15 protein-coding genes and 1 pseudogene are annotated in these 15,704 nt (G+C 71.1%); 4 read left to right on the top strand and 12 right to left on the bottom strand.

Annotated features, from left to right (window positions below; translation table 11 throughout):
• Positions 1 to 4: 4 nt before the first annotated feature.
• The 5 genes and pseudogenes from NOO62_RS30005 to NOO62_RS29985 all read right to left on the bottom strand — a co-directional run bounded on the left by NOO62_RS30005 (position 5) and on the right by NOO62_RS29985 (position 4,997).
• Positions 5 to 2,551, bottom strand: coding sequence for a sensor histidine kinase (locus tag NOO62_RS30005; protein WP_268773916.1), 2,547 nt, complete (start codon positions 2,549 to 2,551; stop codon positions 5 to 7).
• A 160-nt stretch (positions 2,552 to 2,711) separates the two neighbouring features.
• A pseudogene (locus NOO62_RS30000) lies at positions 2,712 to 2,873 on the bottom strand (ABC transporter ATP-binding protein); the annotation flags it as partial.
• A 225-nt stretch (positions 2,874 to 3,098) separates the two neighbouring features.
• Positions 3,099 to 3,872 (bottom strand): DUF3710 domain-containing protein, encoded by a 774-nt coding sequence (locus tag NOO62_RS29995; RefSeq protein WP_268773915.1) that lies wholly within the window; start codon positions 3,870 to 3,872, stop codon positions 3,099 to 3,101.
• Between the two features lies 1 nt (position 3,873).
• Complete coding sequence (gene dut / locus NOO62_RS29990; protein ID WP_268773914.1) at positions 3,874 to 4,413, bottom strand: dUTP diphosphatase; 540 nt, start codon at positions 4,411 to 4,413, stop codon at positions 3,874 to 3,876.
• Positions 4,413 to 4,997, bottom strand: coding sequence for a PaaI family thioesterase (locus NOO62_RS29985; protein WP_268773913.1), 585 nt, complete (start codon positions 4,995 to 4,997; stop codon positions 4,413 to 4,415). The genes dut and NOO62_RS29985 overlap by 1 nt, the downstream gene beginning before the upstream one ends.
• A 58-nt stretch (positions 4,998 to 5,055) precedes the next feature.
• Here NOO62_RS29985 and NOO62_RS29980 point away from each other — a divergent pair, with 58 nt between their 5' ends.
• A complete protein-coding gene (locus tag NOO62_RS29980) occupies positions 5,056 to 5,508 on the top strand; it encodes a DUF3093 domain-containing protein (protein WP_268773912.1) in 453 nt (150 codons plus the stop codon).
• An 18-nt stretch (positions 5,509 to 5,526) separates the two neighbouring features.
• Here the strand turns inward: NOO62_RS29980 and NOO62_RS29975 are convergent, their stop codons facing one another.
• The 4 genes from NOO62_RS29975 to NOO62_RS29960 all read right to left on the bottom strand — a co-directional run bounded on the left by NOO62_RS29975 (position 5,527) and on the right by NOO62_RS29960 (position 9,080).
• The gene (locus NOO62_RS29975) at positions 5,527 to 6,468 is read right to left on the bottom strand and encodes a hypothetical protein (protein ID WP_268773911.1); all 942 of its coding nucleotides are present in this window, start codon (positions 6,466 to 6,468) and stop codon (positions 5,527 to 5,529) included.
• 13 nt (positions 6,469 to 6,481) lie between these two features.
• Complete coding sequence (locus NOO62_RS29970; RefSeq protein ID WP_055563079.1) at positions 6,482 to 6,778, bottom strand: DUF4193 domain-containing protein; 297 nt, start codon at positions 6,776 to 6,778, stop codon at positions 6,482 to 6,484.
• A gap of 394 nt (positions 6,779 to 7,172) precedes the next feature.
• Positions 7,173 to 8,420: a sensor histidine kinase gene (locus NOO62_RS29965; protein ID WP_268773910.1), complete on the bottom strand. Its 1,248-nt coding sequence runs from the start codon at positions 8,418 to 8,420 to the stop codon at positions 7,173 to 7,175.
• A 6-nt stretch (positions 8,421 to 8,426) separates the two neighbouring features.
• Complete coding sequence (locus NOO62_RS29960; RefSeq protein ID WP_062780089.1) at positions 8,427 to 9,080, bottom strand: response regulator transcription factor; 654 nt, start codon at positions 9,078 to 9,080, stop codon at positions 8,427 to 8,429.
• Between the two features lie 312 nt (positions 9,081 to 9,392).
• On the opposite strand from NOO62_RS29960, the gene NOO62_RS29955 reads away from it, so the two are divergent.
• Complete coding sequence (locus NOO62_RS29955) at positions 9,393 to 9,566, top strand: hypothetical protein (RefSeq protein ID WP_268773909.1); 174 nt, start codon at positions 9,393 to 9,395, stop codon at positions 9,564 to 9,566.
• A 104-nt stretch (positions 9,567 to 9,670) separates the two neighbouring features.
• On the opposite strand, the gene NOO62_RS29950 is transcribed toward NOO62_RS29955, so the two are convergent.
• The gene (locus tag NOO62_RS29950) at positions 9,671 to 10,501 is read right to left on the bottom strand and encodes an inositol monophosphatase family protein (RefSeq protein ID WP_268775846.1); all 831 of its coding nucleotides are present in this window, start codon (positions 10,499 to 10,501) and stop codon (positions 9,671 to 9,673) included.
• A 20-nt stretch (positions 10,502 to 10,521) separates the two neighbouring features.
• Positions 10,522 to 11,649 carry a ferrochelatase gene (locus NOO62_RS29945; protein ID WP_268773908.1) on the bottom strand — a complete coding sequence of 376 codons (1,128 nt, stop codon included), beginning with the start codon at positions 11,647 to 11,649 and terminating at the stop codon, positions 10,522 to 10,524.
• A gap of 191 nt (positions 11,650 to 11,840) precedes the next feature.
• Between NOO62_RS29945 and NOO62_RS29940 the strand changes: the two genes are divergently transcribed.
• Positions 11,841 to 13,085: an MFS transporter gene (locus NOO62_RS29940; protein WP_268773907.1), complete on the top strand. Its 1,245-nt coding sequence runs from the start codon at positions 11,841 to 11,843 to the stop codon at positions 13,083 to 13,085.
• On the top strand, positions 13,039 to 14,364 hold the full coding sequence (locus NOO62_RS29935) for a D-arabinono-1,4-lactone oxidase (RefSeq protein ID WP_268773906.1): 1,326 nt from the start codon (positions 13,039 to 13,041) through the stop codon (positions 14,362 to 14,364). Before NOO62_RS29940 ends, NOO62_RS29935 begins: the two co-directional genes overlap by 47 nt.
• A gap of 7 nt (positions 14,365 to 14,371) precedes the next feature.
• On the opposite strand, the gene NOO62_RS29930 is transcribed toward NOO62_RS29935, so the two are convergent.
• Positions 14,372 to 15,661 (bottom strand): hypothetical protein, encoded by a 1,290-nt coding sequence (locus NOO62_RS29930; protein ID WP_268773905.1) that lies wholly within the window; start codon positions 15,659 to 15,661, stop codon positions 14,372 to 14,374.
• Positions 15,662 to 15,704: the final 43 nt, after the last annotated feature.

Here is a 15,704-nt window from a genome sequence, read left to right as displayed (position 1 = left end):
GTGGTCACGAGGTGACCTGGGACGACAGCTCGGGGCGGACCGGCGGACGTCCGGCCGCCGCCCGCAGGGTGAGGACCATGGTGAGGCCCCCGCCGGGGGTGTCCTCGGCGGCGAGCGTGCCGCCCATGGCCTCGACGAAGCCGCGGGCGACGGCGAGGCCGAGGCCCACGCCCGCACCCCGGGGAGCGTCACCGTAGCGCTGGAACGGCGCGAAGATGCGGTCTTTGGCACTGTCGGGCACGCCGGGCCCCCGGTCGACGACGCGGATCTCGACCCGCTCGCCGAGGGCGCTGGCGGAGACCTTGACGGGCTGTTCGTCGGGTGCGTATTTCACCGCGTTCTCGACGATGTTGGCCACCGCCCGCTCCAGGAGGCCCTTGTCGACGGCGACCATGGGCAGCGTCTCGGGGATGTCCAGCTCCGCGGTGCCGTCGGGGACGCCGCCGAGCGCCATGGGGACGACCTCGTCGAGGTCGACCTCGCGGATCAGCGGGGTGACGGTGCCGGTCTGCAGGCGCGACATGTCGAGGAGGTTCCCGACGAGGTGTTCCAGGCGGTCGGCGCCCGCCTCGATGCCTTCGAGGAGTTCCGCCTCGTCCTCGTCGGACCACTCCACGTCGTCGGAGCGCAGGGAGGACACGGCGGCCTTGATGCCCGCGAGCGGGGTGCGCAGGTCGTGGCTGACGGCGGCGAGCAGGGCGGTGCGGATGCGGTTGCCCTCGGCGAGGGTGCGGGCCTGGTCGGCCTCGGACTGCAGGCGCTGGCGGTCCAGGACGACGGCTGCCTGCGCGGCGAACGCGGCGAGGACGCGGCGGTCCGCGGCGGGCAGGACCCGGCCGGAGAGGGCGAGCGCCATGTGATCGCCGACGGGCATGTCCACGTCGGCGTCCTCGGGGCGCTCCAGCGGGCGCCCGTCGCCGACTCTGCCCGCGCAGGTCCACGGGTCGGTGTCGCCCGCCCGTTCAAGGAGGGCGACGGACTCCATGGCGAAGGTCTCGCGGACGCGTTCGAGGAGGGCTTCCAGGCTGGTCTCGCCGCGCAGCACGCTGCCGGCGAGGAAGGAGAGTATCTCCGCCTCGGCCCGCAGCCGGGCGGCCTGGTGGGTGCGGCGGGCCGCGAGGTCCACGACGGAGGCCACCGACACGGCGACGCCCACGAACACCGCGATGGCCACGATGTTCTTGTTGTTGGAGACCGTCCACAGGTGCAGCGGCGGCGTGAAGTAGTAGTTGAGGAGCAGCGAGCCGACGGCCGCCGAGGCGAGCGCCGGGATCAGCCCGCCGACCAGCGCGGCGGCGACCGTGAGCGTCAGGAACAGCAGCATGTCGTTGGCCAGGCCGAGGTCCGCGTCGATGTGGGTGAGCAGCACCGTCAGGACTGCGGGTCCCGCGACGCCGACCAGCCAGCCCCCGATGGCCCGGGACCTGCCGAGGCGCGCGCCGCGGGCGACGGGCAGGCCGCGCCCCTTGGCGACCTCGCCGTGCGTGACGATGTGCACGTCCAGGTCGGGGCCCGAGTCGCGGGCGACGGTCGCGCCGACGCCGGGCCCGAAGACGTACTGCCAGGTCTTGCGGCGCGAGGAGCCGAGGACGATCTGGGTGGCGTTGACGCCGCGGGCGAAGTCGAGGAGGGCGGCGGGTATGTCGTCGCCGATGACGTGGTGGAAGGTGCCGCCGAGGTCCTCCACGAGGGTGCGCTGGACGGCGAGTTCCTTGGGGGACGCGCCGGTGAGGCCGTCGCTGCGGGCGATGTAGACGGCGAGGATCTCGCTGCCTGAGCCCTTCGCGGCCATGCGGGACGCGCGGCGGATCAGGGTGCGGCCCTCGGGGCCGCCGGTCAGGCCGACGACGATGCGTTCGCGGGCCTGCCAGGTGGAGCGGATGTTGTGCTCGCCGCGGTACTGCTGGAGGTACTCGTCGACGCGGTCGGCGACCCAGAGCAGCGCGAGCTCGCGCAGGGCCGTGAGGTTGCCGGGCCGGAAGTAGTTGGAGAGGGACGCGTCGATGCGGTCGGACTTGTAGATGTTGCCGTGCGCCATGCGGCGGCGCAGCGCCTGTGGCGACATGTCGACCAGTTCGATCTGGTCGGCGCGGCGCACCACCTCGTCCGGCACCGTCTCCTTCTGCCGTACACCGGTGATCGACTCGACGACGTCGCCGAGCGACTCCAGGTGCTGGATGTTGACGGTGGATACGACGTCGATGCCCGCGGTGAGGAGCTCCTCGACGTCCTGCCAGCGCTTGGCGTTGCGGGAGCCGGGGACGTTGGTGTGGGCGAGTTCGTCGACGAGGGCGACCTCGGGGGCGCGCTCCAGGACCGCGTCGACGTCCATCTCGGTGAACGCGGTGCCGCGGTACTCCAGGTCCCTGCGGGTCACCTGTTCGAGGCCGTGCAGCATCACCTCGGTGCGCGGCCGGTCGTGGTGCTCCACGAAGGCGACCACGCAGTCGGTGCCGCGCTCGATGCGGCGGTGGGCCTCGGAGAGCATCGCGTACGTCTTGCCGACGCCCGGTGCCGCACCGAGGTAGATCCGAAGCTTGCCGCGTGCCATGGCCTCATTGTCTTCCCGAAACTGCTGTGTACGCAGAAACTGCTGTGTACGCAGCGTCGACCTTACGGCCAACAATTCCGGCAATACGGACGAGGGGGTGCGGGGACACTGTCCTTGACACAACCCTGATGGGTCGGGGCGGGGGCGGTGGAGGGCCTGCTCAGAGCGTGCCGAGCTCGCCGTCGCGCAGTTCGATGACCCGGTCGGCCAGGTCGAGCAGTGCCGCGTCGTGCGTGGCGACGAGGGCGGTGACGCCCTCGCTGCGGACGACGGCGCGCAGCAGCTCCATCACGGCGAGGCCGGTCTCCGCGTCGAGCTGGCCGGGGCGCGCCCCGCGGCGGCGTACACCCCGACGCCCCGCATCGGCAGCGGCCGTTCGTCCGCGCCCCGCACGGTGGCGTACGCAAATGTGGCCCGCAATGGTCCGGACGAACCGGAACCATCGCGGGCCACCGCGCAGTTGAGGGGCCTGCGCCCCGGGCGATCACCTAAGTGATCAGCACACCTACAGGATCAGCCCACCTAGGTGATCAACGCACCTCAGTGATCAGCGCACCTCGGTGATCTCGGGGCCGCGCTGCAGCTGCCCCATGCCGCCCGAGAAGCGCGAGCCTTCCTGCTGATCCTGCTGGACGCCCTCGGCGACCATCTGCGCGTCGTCCGGCAGCTTCAGGACGATCGGGTCGCGCGGCGCCATCGGGCCCTCGCCGCGGACGACGACGGTGTCCCGGAAGATCTGCTCGAGGAGCCCCGCGGCCTGCGGCTGCACCGCGCCCTGGCCGGAGATCACACCGCGCAGGAACCAGCGCGGGCCGTCGACGCCGATGAAGCGCACGACCTGCACCCCGCCCGTGCCGTCCGGCAGCTGCACCGGCACCTGGGCGCGCAGCTCCCAGCCGAGCGCGCCCTCGACCTCGTCGATGACACCGCCCTGCTGGGTGATGCCCGAGGCGATCTCCTCGCGGACCTCGCCCCAGATGCCCTCCTTCTTGGGGGCGGCGAAGCCCTGCAGCTGGATGGCGCTGTCCTGGAGCACGACGGTGGCCGCGACGATCGCGTCGCCCGCGACCTCCACACGCAGCTCCATGCCCTCGACGCCCGGCACGAAGAGCCCACCGAGGTCCACACGGCCCTCGCCGGGCTCACGGACCTCCGAGAGGTCCCAGGGACCGTCGGGGCGGGGCTCGGGCTCGAGCCTCACGCGCGACCGCGCGGCGTCGGCGGAGTCCGCGGGCTCGTCACCGTGCACGTCGTCGACGACCTGCTCGTCCGCGCCCGCCGCGTCCTCGGCGGCACTGTCCTTCTTGCGACGTCCGAACACGTCACTGTCCTTCCCGGTCGGATACGACCGATGCGTATCGATTCCCACCCGTTTGTTCGCCCGGGCTCACGCCCGGACCGCTGCCCACGGCGGCATGGCCGCCTGTGGACCCGAAGCCCCCCTCGGCCCGCGCCGATTCGGGAAGCTCCGCGACCTCCTGGAAGCGAACCTTCTCGACCTGCTGGACGACCAGTTGGGCAATCCGGTCGAAACGCTCGAACCGCACGCTGTCGCGCGGGTCGAGATTCACCACGATCACCTTGATCTCTCCACGGTACCCGGCATCCACCGTCCCCGGGGCATTCACCAGAGCGACACCGCAGCGGGCGGCGAGCCCGGAACGGGGGTGCACGAACGCCGCGTACCCCTCCGGTAGGGCGATGGACACCCCGGTGGGCAGGACCACCCGCTCGCCGGGGGCCAGTTCGCAGGACTCCGTCGTCCGCAGGTCGGCGCCCGCGTCACCGGGCTGCGCGTACGCGGGCAGCGGCACCTCGGGGTCGACGCGCCTGATCAGCACGTCCAGTTCACGGGAGGGCATCAGGGGTTCACCTCGAAGGCGCGGGCGCGCCGGATCTGGTCCGGGTTGTTCATGGCGGCCTGGATCTCCTCCGGGCGGCCGTTGTCGATGAAGTGGTCGACCTTCACCTCGATGAAGAGGGCGTCGGCACGGACCGCGACGGGGCCTTCGGGGCCGCCGATGCGCCCGGTGGCGGTCGAGTAGATCTTCCGTCCGGCGACGGCGGTGACCTCGGCTTCCAGGAACAGCACGGTGCCCAGCGGTACGGGCCGCACGAAGTCGGTCTCGAGGCGGCCGGTCACGGCGATCACGCGCAGCAGCCAGTTCAGCGAGCCCAGCGTCTCGTCGAGCGCGGTGGCCAGGACCCCGCCGTGGGCGAGGCCGGGGGCGCCCTGGTGCGCCTCGCGTACGGTGAACTCGGCGGTGATGGCCACGCCCTCGCCGGCCCGCGCCGCGAGGTGCAGTCCGTGCGCCTGCCCCTCGCCACAGCCGAAACAGTGCTCGTAGTGGGCACCGATGAGCTCACCGGGGGCGGGTGCGTCGGGGTGGCGGACGGGCGCTATGGCGTCGGCCGGGGGCGTCAGAGCTGCAGATGTACCACTCACAGGCGCAGACCTTACCTCCGCGTCAGCGCGGCAACCGCACCGTGCCAAGCTTGGTTCCATGCAGCCTTACGAAGAACGCCTGACCGCGCCCCGTTCGTGGTGGTTCGCCTCGGTCCTGGTGGGTGTGGCGATGGCCCTGATCCTGCTGCCGTTCGGCACGCTGCCGCTCCTCGGCGGCCTGGTCGGCGGCACGGCGGTGGCGGCGGTCGTCACCAGCGCGTACGGCGCGGTGCGGATCCGCGTGGTGGCGGGCTCGCTGGTCGTCGGCGACGCGAAGATCCCGGTGTCCGCGCTGGGCGACGCGGAGGTCCTGACGGGCGAGGAGACGCGCGCCTGGCGTTCGTACAAGGCGGACCCGCGCGCGCACATGCTGCTGCGCGCCTACATCCCGACGGCCCTGCGCGTGAACATCACGGATCCCGAGGATCCGACTCCGTACGTGTACATCTCCACGCGGCACCCGAAGGAGCTGGCTGCGGCCCTCGACGCCGTGCGCCAGAGCGCCGCGTAAGGGGCGCGGGGCGCGGACTCAGCGCCCCAGCTCCCGGGGGATCTCCCCCATCCGCAGCGGGTCGGCCGGCTTCTCCAGGGGCGGCAGCGCGGGCAGCTCGTCCCACGGGACCTGGTTCTTGCTCAGGTCCTTGCGGATCCGACCGGCCAGCTTCCTGGTGTCCCGGCGGTTCATGACCGCGCCGACCGCCGCGCCCACCATGAAGGGCATGAGGTTCGGCAGGTTACGGACCATTCGCTTCATGATCTGCTGTCGCAGCTCGCGCTTCATCTGGCCGCCCAGGGCGGCGTTCAAGGTCGCGGGTTTGGTGACCTCGACGCCGCGTTCCTGCGACCAGGAGTTCAGGTAAGCGGTGCTGCGCTGCTTGAGGTTGCCTTCCGGCCGCAGGCCGTAGACCTCGTGCAGCTCGGCGATCAGCTTGAGTTCGATGGCGGCGACGCCGGTGATCTCCGCCGCGAGCTCGGCGGGCATCGCGGGCGGCACCGGCAGCATCGCGGCGGCGCCCACTCCCGCGCCCACGGTGGACGTGGCGTTGGCGGCGCCCGCGATGAGCTTGTCCGCGAGCTGTTCGGGGCCGAGGCCCGGGAACTGCTTGCGGAGGGTCGCGAGATCGCGGACCGGGATCCGCGGGGCGTTCTCGATGAGCCGGTCGGCGAGATAGCCGATGCCGGCCTTGGCGCCGCGCCCGCCCTTGCGCACGCCTTCCTTCACTCCGTGCGTGACGGCGGCAACACGGCTCCCCCTGGACCCGGCCTCATCGGCACTCCTTGCGGTCCTGGGGGCCTTGTCGGCCGCCGTCGCGCCCGGCACCGCCTCGAGGGCGTTCGCCGGTTCGAGCGAGGCTGCTCCGTCTGCTGAGGAGCCTCGCCCGTCGTCACGTGCGCCGACGTCCGAGACGCCGGCTTTGTCCGCCCCGCGCTTGCGGAAGCGGCGCTTCCGGAACGGGGTCGAGCCAGTCACGGCCGACCCCGCCTCAGTCGCAGTCGCGGCAGATCGGCTGGCCGTTCTTCTCCTTGGCCAGCTGGCTGCGGTGGTGCACCAGGAAGCAGCTCATGCAGGTGAACTCGTCCTGCTGCTTCGGGAGCACGCGGACGGCGAGCTCCTCGTTGGAAAGGTCGGCGCCGGGCAGCTCGAGGCCCTCGGCGGCCTCGAACTCGTCGACGTCGACTGCTGAGGTCGACTTGTCGTTCCGCCGTGCCTTGAGTTCCTCGATGCTGTCCTCGTTGACGTCATCGTCGGTCTTACGTGGGGTGTCGTAGTCCGTTGCCATGTCGCTCTCCCCCTCTGGGTGTCTGCGGGTGTCTCCAGCGCACGTAACGCGTGAGAGGCCGGACTTGTGCCCGACCTGAGGCGGAGATTTTGCCTCACATCAAGGTCTGTTACTCAATCGACACCCAACCGCACCTCTGAAGAGGCGTTCTGTTGGATGGCGATCGGGACCGTACACGGTCCCTGTGCTGCGCTTCACGGGCGCCACCCCGTGTACTTCCCGTGATCAAGACTCCCGAAAACCCGGATTTTCCCGGCTTTCCGACGACTTTCACGATCACAGAGAGTAGACGGCCGAAAAATCGCCTCTGTGATCGATCGCACACATCATCCCCGGGGTCCACCCCTGGAAATTACGCTCAAAGCGAACACATCAGCGCGTCTGCGACTGCATCTCAGAGGGGCAAGGTGACTCGCATCACGAGCCCTCCCCCCTCACGCGGCTCCGCGATGATACGGCCCCCGTGAGCCCGCGCCACCGACCGGGCGATCGACAGGCCGAGACCCACGCCCTTGTCACTGCCCGTCCGCTCCGTCCGCAGCCTGCGGAACGGTTCGAAAAGGTTGTCGATCTCGTACGCGGGCACCACCGGGCCCGTGTTCGACACCACCAGGACCGCCTGGCCGTGCTGAGCCTCCGTGGTGACCTCGACCCAGCCCTCGTCCTGCACGTTGTACCTGACGGCGTTCTGGACGAGGTTCAGGGCGATCCGCTCCAGGAGGACGCCGTTGCCCTGCACGACGGCAGGACCGCGCTCCCCGCGGATCTCCACGCCCTTCGCGTCGGCCTCGCTCCGCACCTGGTCGACGGCGCGATCGGCCACCTCGGCGAGGTCGACCGGTTTCCGCTCCACGATCTGGTTGTCGCTGCGGGCGAGCAGCAGCAGACCCTCGACGAGCTGCTCGCTGCGCTCGTTGGTGGCGAGCAGCGTCTTGCCGAGCTGGTGGAGCTCGGGCGGCGCCCCGGGATCGGAGAGGTGCACCTCCAGGAGCGTGCGGTTGATCGCCAGGGGGGTGCGCAGCTCGTGCGAGGCGTTGCCGACGAACCGCTGCTGGGCGGTGAACGCCCGCTCCAAGCGGTCCAGCATCTCGTCGAAGGTGTCCGAGAGCTCCTTCAGCTCGTCGTCCGGGCCGTCCAGCTCGATGCGGCGGGAGAGGTCCGTGCCCGCCACCCGGCGCGCGGTGCGCGTGATGCGACCGAGCGGCGAGAGCACGCGGCCTGCCATCGCGTACCCGAAGGCGAAGGCGATCACGGCGAGGCCGAGCAGGGCGAGCAGCGAGCGGCTGAGCAGGTTGTCGAGGGCGTTCTGACGCATCTGGTTGACGCACTCGTTCAGGGCGCGGTTCAGCTGCGCCTCGGTCGGCTGCTCCGGAAGCCCCTGGAAGTTGGCACAGGTGCTGCTGCTGACCGTGGACTTGCCCGTGACCCTGAACGGCAGGTCACTGCCCACGTTCAGGGCCTGGGCGGCGAGCAGGTAGATGATCGAGAGCAGCAGGATGCCCGCGATCAGGAACATGCCGCCGTAGAGCAGCGTGAGCCGTATGCGGATGGTCGGGCGCAGCCAGGGGAACGGCGGCTCGGCCTTCCTCGGGTCCCACGTCGGCTTCGGAGGCGCGGCTGGCGGCGCCGGTGTCGCGGCCACCGCCGGTCAGATCCGGTAGCCGGAGCCCGGCACCGTCACGATGACGGCGGGCTCGCCGAGCTTGCGGCGCAGGGTCATCACCGTCACCCGGACGACGTTGGTGAACGGGTCCGTGTTCTCGTCCCAGGCCTTCTCCAGGAGCTGCTCCGCGGAGACGACAGCGCCCTCGCTGCGCAGCAGCACTTCGAGTACGGCGAACTCCTTGGGGGCCAGCTGGATCTCCCTGCCCTCGCGGAAGACCTCGCGGCGGTTGGGGTCGAGCTTGATCCCGGCGCGCTCCAGGACGGGCGGCAGCGGCACGCTGGTGCGCCGTCCGAGGGCACGCACGCGTGCCGTGAGCTCGCTGAACGCGAAGGGCTTGGGGAGATAGTCGTCCGCACCGATCTCCAGGCCCTCGACGCGGTCGCTGACATCGCCCGACGCGGTGAGCATCAGGACGCGGGTCGGCATGCCGAGCTCGACGATCTTCCGGCAGACGTCGTCGCCGTGGACGAGCGGGAGGTCCCGGTCGAGCACCACGACGTCGTAGTCGTTGACGCCGATGCGCTCCAGGGCGGCCGCTCCGTCGTACACGACGTCGACGGCCATGGCCTCCCGGCGCAGTCCGGTGGCCACCGCATCGGCGAGCAGCTGCTCGTCCTCGACGACGAGTACGCGCACGTCGCTGTCCTTCCTCTGTGCCCCTGCGGGCAGGTCTGTCTTGGGGTAGGCCTCCATCCTGCCCCTTTCGGCCATAAACCGGCTGTAAGGCGGCCTGTCGACGTGATCGGGCCACGGGAATGCCGGATTTTCTCGGGCGGTTGAGGTTTCTGCGGAAGGGAGCCAGGGGAGGACGGCCTTACACCCGCGATCACGCTTTGTATGTGGCGCGCCACGAACCGCTTTCCCAGAGCGGCTTGAGACGTGATCGCCCCTTCTTTGAGGGCACACCCCCGTGCCATCGACCCACGACCCAGCCGAGGGGGCGCAACCATGGACGCATTCACCGCAGGTCTTCTGCAGCGCATAGAGGCCACGGAGACCGACCTCACGAAGGCCCGTGAGACGGGAGACGACTTCCTTGCCGAGGTCGAGCTGGCGGAGCTGGAAGATCTCCACCGCCTGGCTGCCGAGCACGGTGTCGAGGTGGGCGCACTCCACGCCTGACCGAGCCCCGGACATCTGAACGGCGAGGGCCCCGACACCTGGACGAGGTGTCGGGGCCCTTCCGTCTACGCGAGCTGTCTATCCGGGCCGCCTACGCGGGCGCCTCAGTCGTGCCAGGCGCCGAGGTCCTCCAGGAGGCCCTGGAGCGTCTCGAAGAGGGCGGGCGGGGCGGCGACGGCCAGCTCGCCCGAGAGGGCCTCTCCGGGGCGGCCACCGGTCAGGGCGCCCGCTTCCCGCGCGACGAGGTCGCCCGCCGCGAAGTCCCAGGGGTTGAGCCCCCGCTCGTAGTACGCGTCGAGCCGTCCCACCGCGACGTCGCACAGGTCGATGGCGGCCGATCCGGCGCGCCGGATGTCGCGCACCTTCGGGATGAGGTGGCGGGCCACCTCGGCCTGCTGGGCGCGGCGCTCGGCGATGTACCCGAAACCGGTGCCGATCAGGGCCTGGTCGAGGGAGGGGGCGGGGCGCACGCGCGCGGGTGTGTCGTTGATGTGGGCGCCCTCTCCGAGGACCGCGCGGTACGTCTCCCCGCGCATCGGGGCGTGCACGACCCCGACGAGCGTCTCGCCGTCCTTGCGGGCGGCGATGGACACGGACCAGTCGGGGCGGCCGTAGAGGTAGTTGACGGTGCCGTCGATGGGGTCGATGACCCACTGGACGCCGCTGCTCCCTTCGGAGCTCGCGCCCTCCTCGCCGAGGACGCCGTCGGCCGGCCTGCGCTCCGCGAGGAAGTCGGTGATCAGCTTCTCGGAGGCGATGTCCATCTCGGTGACGACGTCGACGGCGCTGGACTTGGTGGCGGCCACGCCGAGGTCGTCGGGGCGTCCGTCGCGCAGGAAGGTCCCGGCGCGGTGTGCGGCCTCCAGGGCGACGGCGAGGAGTTCGGCCTTGAGGCCGTTCGGGTCGCCGGCCGGGGCGTCGGTCGGGAAGGTCACGTGGGTCACGGCTGGGGTCCTTACGCGTACGGGCTGTCGGCGCCCGCGGCGGCGGGCTTCGGGGCGCGGGCGGGGCAGCAGCCGACCGGGCAGAGGTTGTGGCTCGCGCCGAGAGAGCCCAGGGCGCAGGGGTTCACGGGTGTGCCGCTCTCGGCGGCGGCGCGCTCCAGGACCAGGTCCCGGATGGCCGCGGCGAAGCGCGGGTCGGCTCCGACGGTCGCCGAGCGCCGGACCGGGAGGCCGAGCTCCGCGGCCTTGGCCTCGGCCTCGGTGTCGAGGTCGTACAGGACCTCCATGTGGTCCGACACGAAGCCGATGGGGACCATGACGACGGCGGGGACTCCGGCGCCGTGCCGCTCCTCCAGGTGGTCGCAGATGTCGGGCTCCAGCCACGGGATGTGGGGGGCGCCGCTGCGGGACTGGTAGACGAGCTGCCAGGGGTGCTCGGTGCCGGTCTCCTCGTGGACGACGTCGGCGATGAGGCGGGCCACGTCCAGGTGCTCCTTGACGTACGCACCGCCGTCGCCGTGGTCCTCGACGGGGCCTGAGGTGTCCGCCGCCGCGTCGGGGATCGAGTGCGTGGTGAACGCGAGGTGCGCGCCGTCCCGCACGTCGTCGGGAAGGTCGGCGAGCGACTTCAGGACTCCGTCGATCATGGGGCGTACGAAGCCGGGGTGGTTGAAGTAGTGCCGGAGTTTGTCGATCTTCGGCAGCTCCAGGCCCTCGGACTCCAGGACGGCGAGGGAGTCGGCGAGGTTCTCGCGGTACTGACGGCAGCCCGAGTACGAGGCGTACGCGCTGGTGGCCAGGACGAGGATGCGGCGGTGGCCGTCGGTGACCATCTCGCGCAGGGTGTCGGTCAGGTAGGGCGCCCAGTTGCGGTTGCCCCAGTAGACCGGCAGGTCCAGGCCGTGCTCCGCGAAGTCCTTGCGCAGGGCGTCGAGCAGGGCGCGGTTCTGGTCGTTGATGGGGCTGACCCCGCCGAACAGGAAGTAGTGCTGCCCCACCTCCTTGAGCCGCTCCTTGGGGATGCCGCGCCCGCGCGTCACGTTCTCCAGGAACGGGACGACGTCGTCCGGGCCTTCGGGGCCGCCGAACGAGAGCAGCAGCAGGGCGTCATACGGAGTGGGATCCAGCGCATCGGACATGTATCCGATCCTGCCACCCACCACTGACAGGCGGAAAACGGCCTCCGCCGTCCGGAAAAACAACGGTGGGCGCCAGGCCCGGAAATCACGGTGCACCGGACCCCGCAGGAGCCGTAAGCTGTATCGACCATCTTCATGCCTTACCGGGACCTCCCGCCGGGAGCCGCCCCGGCGTTTCAGCGGAGTCCCACGTGCCCAGCCCCTACCGCGCCCTCTTCGCCGCCCCCGGCACCAAGGCGTTCTCCACCGCCGGGTTCCTCGGCCGCATGCCGCTGTCGATGATGGGCATCGGCATCGTGACCATGGTGTCCCAGCTGACCGGCAGGTACGGCCTCGCGGGCGCGCTGTCCGCCACCGTGGCACTGTCCGCGGCGGCGATCGGGCCGCAGATCTCCCGGCTCGTCGACCGGTACGGCCAGCGCCGGGTGCTCCGCCCCGCGACGCTCGTGTCCCTTGCCGCGGTCGCGGGGCTGCTGCTCTGCGCGAAGTTCGAGACGGCCGACTGGACGCTGTTCGTCTTCGCCGCGCTGGTCGGCTGCGTGCCGAGCGTGGGCTCGATGATCCGGGCGCGCTGGGCCGTCCTGTACCGCGGCACCCCGCAGCTCCACACCGCGTACTCCTTCGAGTCGGTGGTGGACGAGGTCTGCTTCATCTTCGGGCCGATCATCTCGATCGGGCTCTCCACTGTGTGGTTCCCCGAGGCCGGACCGCTGCTCGCGGGCGCCTTCCTGGCCGCGGGTGTCTTCTGGCTGACGGCGCAGCGGGCCACCGAGCCGGTGCCGCACCCGCGCGAGCACCACACCAAGGAGTCGGCGCTCCGCAGCGGGGGGCTACAGGTGCTGGTCGCCACGTTCGTCGCGACCGGCGCGATCTTCGGGTCGATCGACGTGGTGACCGTGGCGTACGCGGAGGACCAGGGTCACAAGTCCGCGGCGAGCCTGGTCCTCGCGGTCTACGCGCTCGGCTCCTGCGTGGCCGGCGCGGCCTTCGGGCTCGTGCACTTCAAGGGGTCGCCCGCCCCCAGGTGGCTGCTGGGTGTCTGTGCGATGGCCGTGAGTATGATCCCGCTGCAACTGGTCGGGAACCTGCCGTTTCTGGCCGTGGCGTTGTTCGTGGCGGGCCTCTCCATCGCGCCGACGATGATCACGACGATGGCCCTCGTCGAGCAGCACGTACCACGCGCGAAACTGACCGAGGGCATGACGTGGGTGAGCACGGGGCTCGCGGTCGGCGTCGCGCTCGGCTCCTCCGCGGCCGGCTGGGTCATCGACGCCGCGGGGTCGGGGGCCGGGTACGGGGTACCGGGGATCTCCGGAGCCGTCGCGGCCGCGGTCGGATTCCTGGGGTATCGCCGGCTGAAGCGGCCGGTTCCGCAACGGGGAGGGTCCCATGAGCACGGGCACGGGCAGCGGGAAGACCACATCGACGTGGCGTAACTGGGCGGGCAACGTCACCGCGCGACCGGCCCGGGAGGCCACCCCCGCCTCGGTCGACGAACTCGCGGCCGCCCTGCGCCGGGCCAGGGAGGACGGCCTCAAGGCGAAGCCCGTCGGCACGGGGCACTCCTTCACGGCGGCCGCCTCGACCGACGGCCTCCTGATACGCCCCGATCTGCTGACCGGCATCCGCGGCATCGACCGCGCCGCGGGCACGGTCACCGTGGAGGCCGGCACCCCGCTGAAGCGCCTGAACGTGGCGCTCGCCCGGGAGGGCCTGTCGCTCACGAACATGGGCGACATCATGGAGCAGACCGTCTCCGGGGCCATCAGCACCGGCACGCACGGCACGGGCCGCGAGTCGGCCTCGATCGCCGCCCAGATCGCGGGCCTCGAACTGGTCATCGCGGACGGCACGGTCCTGACCTGCTCCGCCGACGAGAATCCCGACGTCTTCGCCGCCGCGCGCACAGGACTCGGCGCGCTCGGTGTGATCACCGCGATCACCTTCCACGTCGAGCCGATCTTCTTCCTGACGGCCCGTGAGGAGCCGATGGCCTTCGACAAGGTCACCGACGACTTCGATGCTCTCGTCACCGAGAACGAGCACTTCGAGTTCTACTGGTTCCCGCACACCGGCAATTGCAACACCAAGCGCAACAACCGCAGCCCGGGGCCCGCTGCCCCGCCCGGCAAGGTCAGCGCCTTCGTGGACGACGAGTTGCTCTCCAACGGCCTCTTCCAAGTGGTCAATTCCGTGGGCCGGGCCTTCCCCGCCGCCATCCCCGGCATCGCCAAGGTCTCCAGCAAGGCGCTCTCCGCGCGGACGTACACGGACATCCCCTACAAGGTCTTCACCAGCCCGCGCCGGGTGCGGTTCATGGAGATGGAGTACGCCGTTCCGCGCGACGCCCTCGTGGCGACCCTGCGCGAGCTGAAGACGATGGTGGACCGCTCGCGGCTGCGGATCAGCTTCCCCGTGGAGGTACGCACGGCGCCCGCCGACGACATCACGCTCTCCACGGCGTCGGGCCGGGAGACCGCGTACATCGCCGTCCACATGTACCGGGGCACGCCCTACCAGGCGTACTTCGCGGCCGCCGAGCGGATCTTCACCGCGCACGAGGGGCGGCCGCACTGGGGCAAGGTGCACACGCGCGACGCGGAGTACTTCTCCAAGGAGTACCCCCGCTTCGGCGAGTTCACCGCCCTGCGCGACCGCCTCGACCCGGACCGCCTGTTCGGCAACGGCTATCTACGGCGGGTCCTCGGCGCCTGACACTCCTCTACGGAGTGGGCGTTCCGCCCTGCTGGGGTTCGCCGCCGGTGCCCGAGCCCTTCGAGGGCGCGGGCGTCGGGCTCGGCGTGGGCGTGGGCGTCGGATCCGTCTTGGAACCGTCGTCTCCGGAGTCGGAGCCGTCGCCCTTGTCCTTGTCCGGGTCCGTGCCGGTGCCGTTTCCGGTGTCGTCCTTCGAGCCGGAGTCGGTGCCGTTGCCGGTGCCGTTGTTGTCGCCCGTGCCGTTGCCCGAGTTGTCGCCGCCGGTCCCGTTCGGGTCCTGCGACGCGTTGTCGCCACCCTTCTGGGAGCCGTCACCCGTGCCCGGCGTGCCGTCGTCCGACGGCTGCCCGGAGGGCTCGTCGGCGGGCGGGGGCTGCTTCCTCGAAGAGGAGTTGTGCCCCGAGACGCCGTTGCTGATCGTGGTGCCCTCGCCGCCGCTGAGGTCCTTGCCGGACACCAGCTCGTACGTGGTGATGCCCGCCATGGCGACACCGAAGACGACGGCCGCGGCGATCAACGGCCGCTTCCAGCTGCGGACCTGCGTGCGGTGCGTGGTGCCCTCGGTGAACTCCTCCGAAGGGAGCGCGGGTTCGAAGGCCGTCGTCGGCGCCGGCACCTGGGCGGGACCCGTGGTGCGCAACACTCGCGTGGCGTCGTCGTGCGGCAGCGCCTGCGTGGCGTCGACCGCCCCGAGGAGCTGCGTCCTCTCGGCATCGGCACCGGCCGCCGCCGAAGGCAGCAGCGTCGTGGCGTCCGCGTCGCCCGCGGGCGGCGGCACCGTAGTGGGGTCCGTGCCCGCGGCGGGCAGCACCGTGGTGGGATCCGCCGCGGGATCCGCGTCACCGGCCGTGGGCAGCAGCGCGGTCGCGTCGGCATCGGTGCCGGGCGCGGCCGTCTCCGGTCGCCCCCACGTCGTGGTCACCGGCCCCGTCGCGCCAAGAGCACCCGTATAGGCGGAGGTTCTGGCGGAGGTCCTGAATGTCTCGGGCACCTGCGCCGCGGCCGTCACCGGAACCTGCCGCGCCTTCGGCTTGGCCTGCACCGTGACGTCACGTATCTGCTCGCCCGTACGCCTGAAGAAATGCTGGAAGACGGTACCGCCACAGGTCGCGATCGCGCTCACGACACCGGCGCCGAGGATCGTCCCGTAGACACCGAGGTTCGAGGCGAGCTTCGCCGCCACGACCGCGGCGATGGCGCTCCCCGCCACCTGCGGCACACTCAGATCGAGGCGCCGCTTCTCCTCCGGCTCCCCCTGGTCCTTCGACTCCTTGCCGGAATCCGGCTTTTCACGCATCTCCGACCCTTGCCTGCCTTTCTCGTCCGACTACACGAGAAGG

The sequence above is a fragment of the Streptomyces sp. Je 1-369 genome (assembly GCF_026810505.1).
GTDB lineage: Bacteria > Actinomycetota > Actinomycetes > Streptomycetales > Streptomycetaceae > Streptomyces.
The sequence above is the reverse complement of the archived record's forward strand: the minus strand, read 5'-3'. Positions and strand labels throughout refer to the sequence as shown.

What these genes read in the sequence shown, in the direction of transcription:
- NOO62_RS29970 (WP_055563079.1), bottom strand. Translation starts at nt 6,778, where the DNA reads ATGGCAACGGACTACGACACCCCACGTAAGACCGACGATGACGTCAAC.
- NOO62_RS29935 (WP_268773906.1), top strand. Translation starts at nt 13,039, where the DNA reads ATGAGCACGGGCACGGGCAGCGGGAAGACCACATCGACGTGGCGTAAC.
- NOO62_RS29930 (WP_268773905.1), bottom strand. Translation starts at nt 15,661, where the DNA reads ATGCGTGAAAAGCCGGATTCCGGCAAGGAGTCGAAGGACCAGGGGGAG.
- NOO62_RS29955 (WP_268773909.1), top strand. Translation starts at nt 9,393, where the DNA reads ATGGACGCATTCACCGCAGGTCTTCTGCAGCGCATAGAGGCCACGGAG.
- NOO62_RS30005 (WP_268773916.1), bottom strand. Translation starts at nt 2,551, where the DNA reads ATGGCACGCGGCAAGCTTCGGATCTACCTCGGTGCGGCACCGGGCGTC.
- NOO62_RS29980 (WP_268773912.1), top strand. Translation starts at nt 5,056, where the DNA reads ATGCAGCCTTACGAAGAACGCCTGACCGCGCCCCGTTCGTGGTGGTTC.
- dut (WP_268773914.1), bottom strand. Translation starts at nt 4,413, where the DNA reads ATGCCCTCCCGTGAACTGGACGTGCTGATCAGGCGCGTCGACCCCGAG.
- NOO62_RS29945 (WP_268773908.1), bottom strand. Translation starts at nt 11,649, where the DNA reads ATGTCCGATGCGCTGGATCCCACTCCGTATGACGCCCTGCTGCTGCTC.